The 13,861-nt window shown below is 54.6% G+C and carries 9 protein-coding genes and 1 pseudogene; 5 read left to right on the top strand and 5 right to left on the bottom strand.

The window, feature by feature from the left end:
* The first annotated feature begins 32 nt into the window (after positions 1-32).
* Entirely contained in the window at positions 33-557 is a 525-nt protein-coding gene (locus ACGLWX_RS03820) for a hypothetical protein (protein ID WP_396237452.1), read from the top strand.
* 123 nt (positions 558-680) lie between these two features.
* Positions 681-1,163 carry a hypothetical protein gene (locus ACGLWX_RS03815; protein ID WP_396237450.1) on the top strand — a complete coding sequence of 161 codons (483 nt, stop codon included), beginning with the start codon at positions 681-683 and terminating at the stop codon, positions 1,161-1,163.
* A gap of 126 nt (positions 1,164-1,289) precedes the next feature.
* On the opposite strand, the gene ACGLWX_RS03810 is transcribed toward ACGLWX_RS03815, so the two are convergent.
* Both ACGLWX_RS03810 and ACGLWX_RS03805 read right to left on the bottom strand, forming a co-directional pair.
* Positions 1,290-1,499 carry a hypothetical protein gene (locus tag ACGLWX_RS03810; protein ID WP_396237448.1) on the bottom strand — a complete coding sequence of 70 codons (210 nt, stop codon included), beginning with the start codon at positions 1,497-1,499 and terminating at the stop codon, positions 1,290-1,292.
* 26 nt (positions 1,500-1,525) lie between these two features.
* Positions 1,526-2,020 carry a hypothetical protein gene (locus tag ACGLWX_RS03805; protein ID WP_396237446.1) on the bottom strand — a complete coding sequence of 165 codons (495 nt, stop codon included), beginning with the start codon at positions 2,018-2,020 and terminating at the stop codon, positions 1,526-1,528.
* A 562-nt stretch (positions 2,021-2,582) separates the two neighbouring features.
* Here ACGLWX_RS03805 and ACGLWX_RS03800 point away from each other — a divergent pair.
* The 3 genes and pseudogenes from ACGLWX_RS03800 to ACGLWX_RS03790 all read left to right on the top strand — a co-directional run bounded on the left by ACGLWX_RS03800 (position 2,583) and on the right by ACGLWX_RS03790 (position 6,712).
* Positions 2,583-3,128 (top strand): haloacid dehalogenase type II, encoded by a 546-nt coding sequence (locus tag ACGLWX_RS03800; RefSeq protein WP_396237444.1) that lies wholly within the window; start codon positions 2,583-2,585, stop codon positions 3,126-3,128.
* 773 nt (positions 3,129-3,901) lie between these two features.
* A pseudogene (locus tag ACGLWX_RS03795) lies at positions 3,902-4,144 on the top strand (toll/interleukin-1 receptor domain-containing protein); the annotation flags it as partial.
* 108 nt (positions 4,145-4,252) lie between these two features.
* Positions 4,253-6,712, top strand: coding sequence for an NACHT domain-containing protein (locus ACGLWX_RS03790; protein ID WP_396237442.1), 2,460 nt, complete (start codon positions 4,253-4,255; stop codon positions 6,710-6,712).
* Between the two features lie 190 nt (positions 6,713-6,902).
* Here the strand turns inward: ACGLWX_RS03790 and ACGLWX_RS03785 are convergent, their stop codons facing one another.
* The 3 genes from ACGLWX_RS03785 to recB form a co-directional block, all read right to left on the bottom strand.
* Positions 6,903-7,610, bottom strand: coding sequence for a phosphatase PAP2 family protein (locus ACGLWX_RS03785; protein WP_396237440.1), 708 nt, complete (start codon positions 7,608-7,610; stop codon positions 6,903-6,905).
* A 167-nt stretch (positions 7,611-7,777) separates the two neighbouring features.
* Positions 7,778-10,060, bottom strand: a complete 2,283-nt coding sequence (gene recD, locus ACGLWX_RS03780; protein WP_396237438.1) for an exodeoxyribonuclease V subunit alpha — start codon at positions 10,058-10,060, stop codon at positions 7,778-7,780.
* Entirely contained in the window at positions 10,057-13,713 is a 3,657-nt protein-coding gene (gene recB / locus ACGLWX_RS03775) for an exodeoxyribonuclease V subunit beta (protein WP_396237436.1), read from the bottom strand. Before recB ends, recD begins: the two co-directional genes overlap by 4 nt.
* Between the last annotated feature and the right edge of the window lie 148 nt (positions 13,714-13,861).

Genomic DNA, 13,861 nt, shown 5'->3' with positions numbered 1-13,861 from the left:
CTCAAAAAATAACCCACCGAACGGAGCACACCATGAGCATCGACAACTGGGATACCGAGTTACCGGAACGGCTGGCCATGCTCGATCAGCTGAGTTTCGATATCGACGAAGGTTTTGATTTTGAACTCTACACGCGATTCTTGACCGCCGAGGAAACCACAGAGTGGCTACAGGCCTGGACCGGCAACCCGCACGCCACAGGCGCACAGTTTCGGGTATTCGGTCAGGACGGAAGCGGCGGCTACGCGGCGTTCTGGATGGTACTGCCGCAAACGCCCATCGAGCAGCAGCCGATCGTGTTTTTAGGCTCGGAAGGCGAAAACGGCGTGATCGCCCGGGATCTTGACGACTTTCTGTGGCTGCTGGCCGGCGGGCTTGGCCCGCGCGAGGCGCTGGATTACCCCCACGTGAACGCCACGCCCAATGCCGCCTTTCAGGCCTTCGCCCACCAGCACGCGCACTCCCGCGAACAGAGCGTGTTCGAAGTCATCGACAACGCCCATCTTACCTACCCGGGCTTTACCGAGGAGCTCGAGCGCCTGTGTCATCCTGAGTGAGCCAACGCGCCGCTCGCCGCGGCGCGTTCGCCGCGCTCTTTAGCGTTATGCAGCTCAACGCGACTGCGCCGTTTGTATTCAGGTAAAATAATACAGTCAACGCTAAAGCAACCAGGAACGAACATGCAGGACACCATCGATCGCTCGAACGTTTATAAACTCTCGTGGCTGGCCTATTTCAGGCCTTTCTTGATGGCGCTGGTGGTGGGGGCCATCGGGCTTCTCATTACCGGTTTTGCGAATCAGCCCTGGCTTAGCTACGTGGCGCTGGTGGCGGCCATCGTGAGCTTTATCTACAACGTCATTTACGTAAGAAGCGTACGGCTTTTCGTGGATGAGGCCGGCGTGTGGATCGACGAGGGCGTGTTTCCCTGGCAGAAGGGCAGCCGTGGCGTGAAGTGGCGCGACCTGGATACCGCACTGTTCTTCAAGGGCTTTGTAAGCTGGGCGTTCAACTCCTACGCAATCACCATTGGCCACCGCTACACCAAGGACAGCGAGATCAACATTCGCCACGTGAAAAACGGCAAGCGCTTCGTCGAGCTGGTGAACAACGAGCATTATCGCTTGGTGGGTGAAATGCCCAGCATCAACGCGGCAAGCTAAGTACCGCTGCCACGCCCAAAAACCTATGCAAGGTCACAAGCTTCGAGCGAGCCTTATTGATAGGGATCTGCTTCGGTAAAGCGCCCGAGGCAGGTCGTGAAAGCGTCATCAGAGGCTCAGCCGACGTTATCGCTGAATCCAAATCCATAGTATTGCCGCCCATCCTGCCAGCGTCAGCAGCAAATAGGTGCCCGCCACGGGCGTGACGATCAGCCAGATCAGGCCATAAACAATCCTATGGCGTCGGAAGAACGGACGTTTTGCTCCATCCTTGTGCGCCAGTGCAAGAACAACGACGCCAATTGCCGCGATTATCTGCCAGATGACGAGTAGCACGGTTAGAGGCGCTTGCGAGATTGGAATCATTGTGGGTAGAAGCTCAGGTGCACATAGTCGCCCGTAATACCGGTGGTCACTGGCGCGACGACCACATCCCCTTGGACATCACTGTAGCCAAAGCCGCCGTTGCCAAAATCCTCGAACGCCTCCCACTGCGTGAACTCGGCACCGGCGGCCTGCGCCAGGGTGGCCGCCAGCGCTTCGCTCTGCGCCATTGGCTCGTCCATACCGGTCATGATGATGGTGCATCTATCGTCCGTCATCGAGTCGCCGATCATCACCGAGGCATTGATGCCGTCTGGGCCGGTGTAGCTGACATAGGTGAGGTCCGACCCCATGCTGAGTTTATCGCCGAAAATGTCAGAGCTGGACAGCCGGTTTATCGACTTTTCCAGATTCCCTCCGGGCTTCAGGCAGTAGTCCCGAAAATAGGTCAAACCACTATCCATACGATCCTGCGCAAAAGCGGCAGAGGCAGTGCAAGCCAGCAGGCCCGCCACTATAACGATGGGCTTCATTGTGCGGTTTCCTTTGGAGTGGTTTTGACGGTGGGTTAAAGCGGTTGGCACAGCGTACTCAACGCACCGGCAGTAAAACGGCTCGAGTCATCGTGACTCGCTGAAACCAGAACATAATATAGATGGGGCTAATATATTCAATGACGCGAAGGTAGCCGAGCTAGTGTAAGGCTTACAGGGTGGACTTCTATAGCAGCATCCAGTAAGCGATTTAACCTGATAAGACACTATGCATCATGGAAGGGAGTTTAGACTCGCGACCATAAAACCACGAAGATGAGATAATCGAAAAGACGATGTAAAGCGCTAAGACAATATTGAATTGTAAAAAACTCACTTTTGTAGTTGATGAGCCTGATTACCCGCCCTGCTAACAAGGCTCGAATGAACCATCGGGTAAAGGGGGGAATAAATTAGAGTGATTCTGTTTGACGTATTTGCCACTGTGGCCAACTGGCGCTCCAGCTTGATTCAGTAGTTCAGCGAATTGGTGCAAGAGTTAGGCATCGAATTCCCTAAAGAAGAACTGAGCTATCAGTAGCGGGAGAGCTACGCAACTTCAATGGACCGAGTCCGCAAGGGTGAGATCCCTTGGACAATTCTCTATGAAATGCACCATGAAAGTCTGAACCAGCTTCTAGATCAACACGATATTACATCGGATGAAGTCACCATCGACCACATCAACCTCTTCTGGCACCGGCTAGAACCGTGGCCGGGCGTGCAGTGTGGCCTCACGCAACTCAAGGGAGACTACATCACGAGCACTTTGACCGAGGGCAACGCCTCGCTGGTGATAGATGTGGCCCTCCACATTGATCTGCCATGGGACATGTTCTTCTGTGCTGCGCTTTTCGAGTACTACAAGCCGAACGCAGAGGTTTGTCTGGGCACATGCCGCTTACTGAATTTACCGCCTGCAGAGGTGATGCTAAGCGCCGCACATAACGCCGACCTGCGCACCGCCAAGGCGCTTTGTATGAAAACCACGTTAATTGCCCGGCCTGAGGAGTACCGCTCCGAGCAGCAAAATAATTTAGAGGCCGAGGAGGCTCGGAATTGTGTAGCAAAGGATCTTGTTTCGTTGGGTAAGCAGGTAAGTGAGTAAACATTTAACTCGGTCTGAACGGATCATCTCCTTGTGTGAGACTGGTTCACATCGTGCAATATGAATCTATCGTTATAAGACTCCATGCCCTTTAAGTTAAATCAAGCCTCGTGCCAGTCTGAGCAGGGTGAACTAGGAGCGCTACCGCTTGACCTGTGAGGTGCCGAGCATCAAAGTGGTGATCTAAACGCCCGCAACCCGGAAAAAGCCATCGACACTATAATTTTTTGAACGCCAACTAGCCCGTGCATTTGGCATTGGAAGGCTTGGCTAGGCCGCGAGCGTTTTGCTCTACGCCATTCGTTAGGCTACGCCAGATAAGAACGATGGTCGTGCATCTATCATCATAGCCCTGTCGGCACCAAAACTTTGATGTTGTTTAGATGGATTAGGTGAACGTTTTTGATCTCAGGTTTTGTTCACTGTGAAAGCTGTCAGAATTGGAAAACCGTCTCATCGATTTGCTATTTTCTTGTACGGTTTTAGGCTGTAGTTTTGAAAGTACGATAGCCAGTATTCCTACGATCTTGCGCAAAATTGGTAGACGTTGAGGTAAGCCAGCAGCTTTACCGGTATCATCACGTGTTTTTTTGTTTAATTTGCATTAAGATGTGGTTTTAGTAACGACTGGAAACGTCGGAATAAATGCGCTGTTACCACAACGGCTTGGTTTGAAAGATTAAAAAACCACTTTATGAGCTAAAAATTTACTTAAAACTGTGAGAAGAAAAATGGAAAGTAAAAAAATATTTATTACTTAAAGCTGGGATTCAGATGAACATAAAGAATGGGTTAAGAAATTAGCCGATAGTTTAGATGAGTATTTTGAAATACATGTTATCTTGGATCAATATGACTTAGATATTTCTGATGATAAGAATTTTTTTATGGAAAGAGGGGTTTATGAAAACGATATTATGCTAGTAATTGTAACTAGCAACTATGTAGAAAAATCCAATAACAGATCTGGTGGTGTTGGAATAGAAACCAAAATGTCAGTAGCTAGACATTGGTAAGAAGCATTAGATGGTAATAGTAGTAATATCGTATCTATTCTTAGAGAAGGCTCCACTACACCAAATTATTTAAAAGAAAAATTTTATGTTGATTTTCGAAAAGATGAAATGTTCGAAAAATCTATTTCTTATCTTTTACGACATGTAAAAGGGACTTATAAAGCTAAAAGGCCTTCGAAAACAAAGTCTTTAATCAGCAACTCCATGTCGAAAAACTTTACACGTGTTGAAGACTTTTTAAGAATGAATCATAAAAAAAAGAAATTAGTTTTTAAAAGAGAGGATACGAGAGATTTCTCAGGAAAAAATCGAATTAAATTTGAACTTTGGGAAACTAAATCACCAGCTACGGATTATTACCTCTTTCTCTTTGATAATATTGTTATAAAACCCACTATCGAAAGACTTTGTTTTTTGATTTCTGAGCACAATATTAAAATTGATCGACTAACTGTTTTGAAGTCTACAGGGAGCGAAAAAGGGTATCTTACAAAATTGTTTAAAGAGAATAATATTGATATTTCTTTGAATGAACTGTCTTTTTCTGAATATATTTGGGAGTTTTGTATTGATGATGAAGCAAAAATAAATTCTGATATATATAAAACTAAATTTTTTATTGATCAACCTCTTGTTTCAAATGATGGGAGTTATTCTGATCTTGGGCCAGCATTTGAATTTATAAAAAGGAAGTTTGATAAAGAAGAGCAAGTGTCTGCTAATATAATTATTGCTCCTGGAGGGACTGGTAAGACCACTCTCTGCCAATATATTGCTAGTCACTATCAAAACCCTGAAAGCGCTGTGTCAGTTTTTATTCAATCAGAAGCATTAAGAGCAAAGTCTAATACAGATATATATGATTCTGTAAGAATAGAATCTGTATACGATCTTTATGAAGTTTATTCTAAAGTTTTGAGAGAGGATGCTCTTACATATGACCGTACTACATTTGAAGCTGCGCTTCTTACAGGTAGGTTAATATTAGTTATTGATGGCATGGATGAGATTATTTCACTCTTCCCGGAAGGTTTTAACTTCGATAGATTTTTAAGCTCTATTGACAAGCTTAATAATGAATTAGCATCATGTAGAGTTTTAATAACATCTAGAAATGATGTTTTTGATACCCAGAGTATTGAAAATTACGAAGGTTTGACAAAGTATAATCTTCTTGGATTTGATTCTGAAGCTTGTAATAAATATTTGGAAAGACGTTTTCGTACATACGAATCCGCAGATGCAATGCGAAAGAAAGTAATTGCTAATATTGAGCCTTTGATTTCTGCTGATGAGAAAAATAGAGTATTGCCATTTGTAGTAGATTTGCTTGCAACCTTAGTTGAAGATTCTTTTGAAGATAATAATTTTGAAATGAAATTATCTTTTCATGGTAAGAAATATGAAAGTAACACGGGAATTATTGATTACTTAGTTTATGCTATTCTTCGTAGAGAGCATGAAAGACAACAAATAGACATACCTGTTGAAGATGTTTTAGATATTTTTTTAGAAATATCTAGTGCACATAAAGATAGTTTTACTAAGGAAGACTTTATAGATACTGTTTCAATATTCTCTACAGGAGATACCTCAGCTCTATCATTGAAATTGCTTAGAAATCCACTTCTTTCAATTGACGAAAATAATATTTGTCGTTTTAAATATGATTTTATTTCTGATTATTTTAAGTCAATTCGTATAATTCACTCAATAAATAGAAAGGACATTAGTTCTGATTTTTTTAAATTACTATCAAAAACTGTTTATAGCGAAAATATTATAATTGATGAAGTTGTTAAATACTTTAAAGATAAGGGCGAGGTTTTTTTATCTTTAGCAAAAGTTATAATTTCAGAGATTAAAAAAACTATTGAACTAGATGAGGTTCATCATAAAAATGATACAAAATTTAGAGCTATATCATGTTTGATTAAGATTATTTCAGATATATCCGGTCCAGCAATATCAAAAGCAAGTTTTTCCGAAAAGTTAGTTGAATTAATGGGTGGTAAGAATGAAATAGTAAATCTTGCCATTTACGGAAATGAAAAAGCTATAGACTTTACAGGGTTAAATATAGTGGACTCTAAGTTCGTAGGATATAAGAATTTCACAAGCTCTAGATTTGATAATGCTCACTTTAAAAATTGTTATTTTGATTCAATTTTTAATGAAGTTATTCCTGAGGAAATTAGCGCTAATATATTTTCTAGTTGTCGACTGGGTGATTTAAGTGCAGTTATTGAAAATGCTCAAGAAAAATCAGTAAAAAATCAAGAGTTATTTGAAAAAGAGTTAAGAGAGTTCCTCAGAAGTTTTTACCATCGTGGTAAATTCACAGACAACAAGATTTCCTATATAAAAATGTCAAACAAGATAAAGCAAATAAATAAATCATTCTTATTTAAATTAGTTAAAGAGGATATAGTTTTAATTAAGTCTAAAAAGTCTGATGAAACATATTACATTCTATCTCCAAACTATGAAGATAGTGTATATGCATTTCTAACAAATAATAGAATTGATCGTAAAATTGAAAAAATTATTCAAATATCGCATAGCTAGTCTTATGTTATTTAAATAATATTTTATTCCTTATTATATGCTTTTAATAACCAAGCTTGTCTGATCTTTTAAGATCCACCATACTAAAATCTTATACAAAACCCGCGTTTGGCTTCTTAATATCTGAACCATTCGCGGGCACAGGCAATGCGAACAAACACCAGATATTGGGTCATAATCAGGTTGCCAGCTACTCCTTGTTCGACTCACTCTCCGCCGCCTCAATCTGCCCACGCCCCTGCATCCAGTGCATCACGCCCCAGCAGATCGCGGCCCAGCTCGCGCCGGCGGTCCAGCCGGCGAGCACGTCGGTCGGCCAGTGAACACCTAAATAGACGCGGCTTGCGCCTACGAGCAGGGTCAGCAGTATCGCCAGTATTAGCAGGTACGCTTTTAGGCGCAGCGCGGGCTGGATGCGGATTAGTAGTGCGGCGAGAGTGAGATAAGTCACGGCGGACATCATGGAGTGGCCGCTGGGAAAGCTCGCGGTGTAGACCATGGCTTCGTGGGGCACTAGATCCGGCCGGGGGCGATCAAAACCCATCTTCATCACGGTGCTGAGCAGGATGCCGCCGGGCACCGCCACCAGCGCAAACAGGGCGGCGCGAAAGTGCCTGGCCAGTAGCAGATACCCCAGCGCTCCCAGCGTGAGCATTACCAGCACGCCCACGCCACCGAGGGCGGTGAAGTCCCGGCCCATTTCCTCGACCCAGCCAGGGCCGATCGGGTCGTTCAGGTCGGCGGGGTTGCGCAGGGCGAGCAGCAAGCGCTCGTCGAAGCTCTGGGTGTCGCCCTCGATGACTTCACCGGCCAGCGCGACGAAGCCCCAAATGCCGCCGGAAATGACCGCCAAACAGAGCAGCAGGGCGAGTTCGTGGCGGCCGAGCCGAGATAACATGGAAAAGGCCTGTCGCCCCATGTGGCCCATTCGTTTTTGATATTTCATTGGCAAATCCCTTGCGTTATTAAGTGTTATACCGCCTCCATCGACGCGGTTTTTTTACTGGCCGAACGTTGTCTTGCTGGTATTCGGTCGTGGGGTTTTAACCTGACTCCCTGATCGGATCAAGCCCGCATGACTTCCCGCACCACCGCCTCGTTCAAAATGCCGCGCTTGGCTTCCACCACGGTCAGCCACTCGCGCGCACGGGTGATGCCGGTATAGACGAGTTCGCGCGTCAAAATCGGGTTGATCGTGGCGGGCAGCAGTAGGGCGGTGTGCACGAACTCGGAGCCCTGGGATTTGTGTACGGTCATCGCGTACACGGTTTCCACCGAATGCAGGCGCGAAGGCAGCACCCAGCGGATGGGGTGTGCCGGGTCGCTCGTCGGAAAGGCAACGCGTAACAGCGACTGGCCGGGCGCGCGCGGGTCCGGCACAGCCAGCGTAATGCCGATGTCGCCGTTCATTAGTTTTAGCGCGTAGTCGTTCTGGGTGACCAGCACCGGGCGGCCCTCGTACCAGCCTTTTTCCAGCGTCACGTCGTTGGCCCTCAGCCAGCCTTCGCGGCGCAGGGTGTGGGCGATGCGTGGGTTCAAGCCCTCCACGCCCCAGGGGCCCTTGCGCAGCGCGCATAAAAGCTGAAAGCGGCCGTAGGCGGCCAGCACCTGGCCGGCCCAGGTATCGAACGCGTGCGGGTTGGCCTCGAAAGAGGCGCCTTCGGGGCGCTGGGTGTTCAGCACGTTCAAATAGTGGCGGTAGCCGGTGGGCGGGGCCACGGGGGCGCCCTTGTGGTCGGTGCGGCCTTCGCCGTTTTGCGCAAAGCCGGCGGGGCTCCCGTCGATCACCAGCGCGTCCAGCGTCGCGTCCCCTTGGCCGCTCGTGCCGCCCAGCACGCGGTGCTGTAAATCCGGGTAGCCTTGGCGCATTAGCTGGTTCACCGCCTGCTGTTTGTCACGCTCGCTCATGGCGTGGCCGGGCTGGTTGATCGCCTGGGCCAGCTGGCCGATGCCGCTTTGCTCATTGAAGCGGTGGCTGACCCGCAGCATGGTGATTGCCTGGTCCAGCGGCTGACCGTGTTCGTCGATGTACTCAGGCGGTATCGGCTGGCCGGTAGCGGTTTCAAGCCAGGCGGCGGTCGCCGGGGTGTAGTGGGCGGCCTCGGCGCGGCGGCACAGCTCGCCCAGCACCGCGCCGGCTTCCACCGAGGCGAGCTGGTCCTTGTCGCCCAGCAGTACCAGCTGCGCGTTCGAGGGCAGGGCGCTGAGCACGGCGGTCATCATTTCGATATCCACCATCGAGGCTTCGTCGATCACCAGCACGTCCAGCGCCAGCGGGTTGTGCGGGCCGTGGCGGAAGTGGCGGGTGTCGGGGCGCGCGCCCAATAGCCGGTGAAGGGTGGTGACCTCGACAGGAATAGCGCCTTCAAGCGCGCCTGCAACCTGCTCTTCCAGCAGCGCCTCGAGCGCAGCGGTGGGCAAGCCGCTGACCTGGCCGGCGATGGATTCGTTGAGCCGCGCGGCGGCCTTGCCGGTGGGCGCGGCCAGGCGAATACGTAGCGGCTTTGTCGGGGCGTGTGAAAGCCGCAGGGTTTGCAGCAGCGCGAGCAGGCGCACCACGGTGGTGGTCTTGCCGGTACCGGGGCCACCGGTGATCACGGCGAAGCGGCGGCGAGCGGCCAGCGCACAGGCGGTTTTTTGCCAGTCCAGGGTTTGGGTATTGGTGAAGAGGGTGTTTAGGGCCCGGGGCAGAAGGTTGGTTACTGTGGCGTGATCGGGATGACTGGCGTCATCCATCGCCCAGTGAACTGGGCTCCTACCCGTATTAGCCAGCTCAAATACATCTTCGTTTGCGGTGAGGCGGGTGGCGATTTCCGCGTGCAGGGTTTGCTCGTACTGCCAGTAGCGGCGCAAATACACGCGCGTGTCGCTGACGACCAGCGGGGTGTTGCCGGGGCCAATGCTTACCAGCAGCGGGTGATCGAGCGCGGCCTGCCACTGGGTAAGCGTCAAGGTGTCGAGCAGCGCACTTGGCAGTATCGGCGGCTCGATCAGGTCGTCGCCTTCCGGCGGCAGCGACAGGGCGAAATCCGGCGCTTCCAGGGTGGCGGCCAGCTCCAGGCACACGTGCCCACGGCCGAGCTGGTGGCTGGCAAGCGCTGCCGCCAGCAGCAAAAGCGCCGGGGCGTCTGGCGCTTCGGTCAGCAGAAAGCGCGCCAGCGCCCGGTCCAGATCGCGCAGCCAGCCCCGCGCCACCCAGCGCTCGAGCAGATCGAGCAGCGCCTGGGGCTCAACAAGGGCGGCGTGCGGGGCGGTGGGGGCGGCATCGGCGCTGGGCTCGCACGGGGCGGGCTCGCCCGCTTGGGGCGCATCGAAAAGATCGAAGGTTTGCGTGTCCTTGCGGCTCATGCGGTGGCCTCCAGGGGGGCGCCGGTGAACAGGGCGTCCAGCGCTTCGATCAGCGCGATGGGCGCGGGCTCGGCGTAAACGCCGCGGCCCTGGCTCAAACTGCCGCGCAAGAATACGGTGAGCGAGCCGCCCAGGTGGCGGTGCGGGTCGTAGTCGCTCAGGCGCGCTTTTAACAGTCGGTGCAGGGCGAGCAGGTAGAGCGCGGCCTGCAGATCGTAGCGTTTTTCCAGCAGCGCCTGGCGAAGCGCCTCCTGCTCGTAGGCGGCGTCCGTCGGGCCCAGGTAGTTGGATTTCCAATCCAGCACGTAAAAACGGCTGTCGTGCTCGAAGGCCAGGTCGATGAAGCCCTTGAGCATGCCGTTGAGCGTGTCGCGGTCCAGCGCCGGGCGGGCGTGGCCGGGCAAAAGGTGGCGGCTCACCAGCGCGTCGATCCGGCGGGTGTCCACCGCTTTCGCGGCCAGCCAGAACTCCAGCTCCACCTGGTAATCACTAAGCTCGGTCAGCGCCACGCTTTGCGCCCCGCCAAGCGGCAGGGGCGTGGCTAACAGCGCCTTTAGCCAGCCGGAAAGCGGCGCTTGCCACACCTGCCAGCCGCGAAGCTGCACCCGGCGCCAAAGCATGTCCTCGAAGGCCTCGCTATTTTCCAGCGCCGTAGAGAAGCCGGTGCGGCCCGCCCACTCCAGAAGGCCGTGCAGAAAGGTGCCCGGTCCCGGCCCGCGGGGGAACTTATGCAGATGAAAGGCCTGGGGCTCGGCCAGGTCCTGGGGCTCGTCGAGCACCTCGAACGCGGTGGCTTCCTGGGCGGTGGTGGGCTCCAGCGGCGCGTTCGAAGGCGCGGTGAGCGTGCCGGAAAGGCGCAGCGCCGAATAGCTGGCGATCCACCAGTGCTCGCGGGCGGCCCGCGTTGGCACGCGGGCGTGGCCCAGCATCTCGCTATCAAGCGCCGGGGCCAGCCGCAGCGCGGTGGGCGCCGGCGGCTCGGCCACGTGAATATCGCTGCCTTTCGCCAGCGCCTCCAGCGCCGTGACGAGCGCGGCGGGGGCGATGGGCTGGCCCGCGTTCAATAGATACCCCACCGCGCTCGCCTCGCCCTCCTTCAGCGGTGCCAGGCCCAACCAGGTCGCGTGGCGGGCGCGGGTCAGCGCCACATACAGCTTGCGCAAATCCTCGCCCAGGCGTTCGCGCTCGGCAATGGCCAACACGTCCTCGTCGGCGTTCAGGCTGAGCCGCAGTTGGCCATCAGCATCGTGCCAGCGAAGCGGTAGGTCGTCCGCCTTCACCGGGCGGTGGTTTTGAATAAAGGGCAGAAACGCCAGCGGGTACTCGAGGCCCTTGGACTTGTGGATGGTGACCACCTTGACCAAGTCCGCGTCGCTTTCCAGGCGCAGCTTGTGGCTGTCGTTCTGGCTGTCCGGGTCGGCAATAGCCTCCATCAAAAAGCGGATCAATGCGTGCTCGCCGTCGAGCTCTTGGCTTGCCTGCTGCAACAGCTCGCCCAAGTGCAGCAGATCGGTGAGTAAGCGCTCACCGTCTTCGAACTCGCTCAATAGCCGGGCGGGGATCTCGAAGTCTGCCATCAGGCGGCGCACCAGCGGTAGCACCCCTTGGCGCTGCCACAGGCGGTGGTAGTGGCCGAACTGCACCACGCGGGCTTCCCAAGCCAGCTCGTTTTGCTGCAGGTGGTCGAGCTCGGAAAGTGATAGCCCCAGCGCGGGCGTTGCGAGTGCGGCTCTCAGGTGCGCCTCGGCCTGGCGCGAGCTTGCCAGCGGCTCGGCGCAGGCGCGCAGCCACCGCTCCACCTGGGCGGCCATGGGGGAGGCAAACACCTTGTCGTGGTCCGACAGGTACACGCTTTTCACCCCGCGGCTCGCAAGCGCCAGGCGGATCGCGCGCGCCTCCGCCAGGCCGTTGACCAGCACCGCCATGTCGGAAGGCTTCAGCGGCGTCAGGCCCTGCTCGCTTTCAAAGCCGCTTTGGCCGCGGCGGCCCGCCTCCAACAGCGCGGCCATGTGGGAGGCGCAGCGTTCGGCCATCTCGGTCTGGTAGGCGGTTTTGGACAGCGGCTCGTCGCTTGCAAGCGGCCAGAGCGTCATCGCGGCAAGCGGGGCGCCTTCGTGCACCAGCTGCTCCTTGCGGCCCCGGGCGTCCACCGGCAGAAACGGCAGCGGGTTGTCGCCGTGCGCGTCGCGAAATAAAAACGCGCCGCGCGGGTGCGCGTCGGCGTAGCGGAAACAGTGGTTGACCGCCTCTACCATGGCGCGAGTCGAGCGAAAGTTGGTCGACAGCGTCACGTGGCGGCCGTCGGTGTCCTGGCGGGCCTGCAGATAGGTGAAGATATCCGCGCCGCGAAAGGCGTAGATCGCCTGCTTGGGGTCGCCGATCAGCAGAATCGCGCTGTCGCGGCCTGGGGTCGCTACCCGGTAGACCGCGTCGAAAATACGGTACTGCACCGGGTCGGTGTCCTGGAACTCGTCGATCAGCGCCACCGGAAACTGGCGGCGGATCTGGGCGGCCAGCGCCTCACGGTTGGGGCCTTGAAGCGCCCGGTCCAGGTGAGTCAACAGCTCGGTGGGGCCCATTTCGGCGCGGCGCTGCTGTTCGCGCTCAAGGCGCACCTTGCACCACTGCACGGCGTGAATCAGAAGATCGCTGTGGGGCTCGGGTAATGTATCGAGGGCGGGCTTGAGCGCCCCAAGCGCCTGCCAGGCCTCCCTGCAGGGCGGCTCGCCCTCTTTCCAGATCTCCGCCATGCCTTCCGGCGTCAGGCGTTTCCAGGCGGCATCGGTCAGCGCCGGGCGCTCCAGATCTCTTTGGGCCCACTCCTTGAGCGCCCCCAGCCAGTTGGCGCGGCTTTTGGCGTTGAAGCTCTGGCCCTTGAACGCCTTGGCCTTCGCTGCTTCTTCCAGGGCCGGCACCAGCTCGTCGAGCCATTCAGGCCAGGGGGCTTTTAGCGCCGCCAACGCCTCGCGCTTTTGCGCCTCCACCGCGGCCAGGGTCACTTCGGGGGCCGGGCGCGGCTCGCCCAGCGCCTCGCACTCCGCTAAAAGCCGTGTAAGCGTTTCATGCAGCGCCTTCGGCGATGCCCAGTAGCGGGTGATGTGGCCCAGGGCCTCGATGTCCAGCGGGTAGTAGAAGGTGCGCCAGTAGTCGCGCACCACCTCCTGCTCGAGCTCGCGCTGGTCGTTTTCCAGGTTCAGCGAGAAGAGGCTGCCGCTGTCGAAGGCGTGCTCGCGCAGCATCCGGTAGCACCAGCTGTGAATGGTCGATACCGCCGCTTCGTCCATCCACTCGGCGGCCAACTCCAGCCGCCGGGCACAGGCGGGCCAAGCGCCTTCATCGTACTGGGCGCGAAGCTCACACAGCAGGTCGTCGTCCTGGGCGCCGCGAAACACTGCCGCGGCTTCTACCAGCCGTGCGCGAATACGTTCGCGAAGCTCCTGGGTGGCGGCGTTGGTGAACGTGACCACCAGAATTTCCGGCGGCGTGAGCGGGCGCTGGTAGGCGGTGTCGTCGTCGGTGGCGTGCCCGCCCAGCACCAGGCGCACGTATAAAAGCGCGATGGTGAAGGTCTTGCCGGTGCCGGCGCTGGCCTCGATCAAGCGGCTGCCGTGTAGCGGCAGGCGCAGTGGGTCGAGCGGGGCGGGTTGGCTCATGAGGTCTCCGGGCGCGGCGGGAAAAGGCGCCCGGAGGCGCAGGTTTGGCACTATATCGCGATGGTTTGAGGGGATCAAAAGGCGGGCAGCGCTTGCCCGGGCTGTGAGTCAGGCCCGTCACCTGCTAATCTTGTCGGCCAGCCCCGCC

Origin of the sequence: Halomonas sp. HMF6819, assembly GCF_044335525.1 — a bacterium.
Classification (GTDB): Bacteria; Pseudomonadota; Gammaproteobacteria; order Pseudomonadales; family Halomonadaceae; genus Vreelandella.
This window is presented reverse-complemented; position numbering and strand designations above follow the sequence as displayed.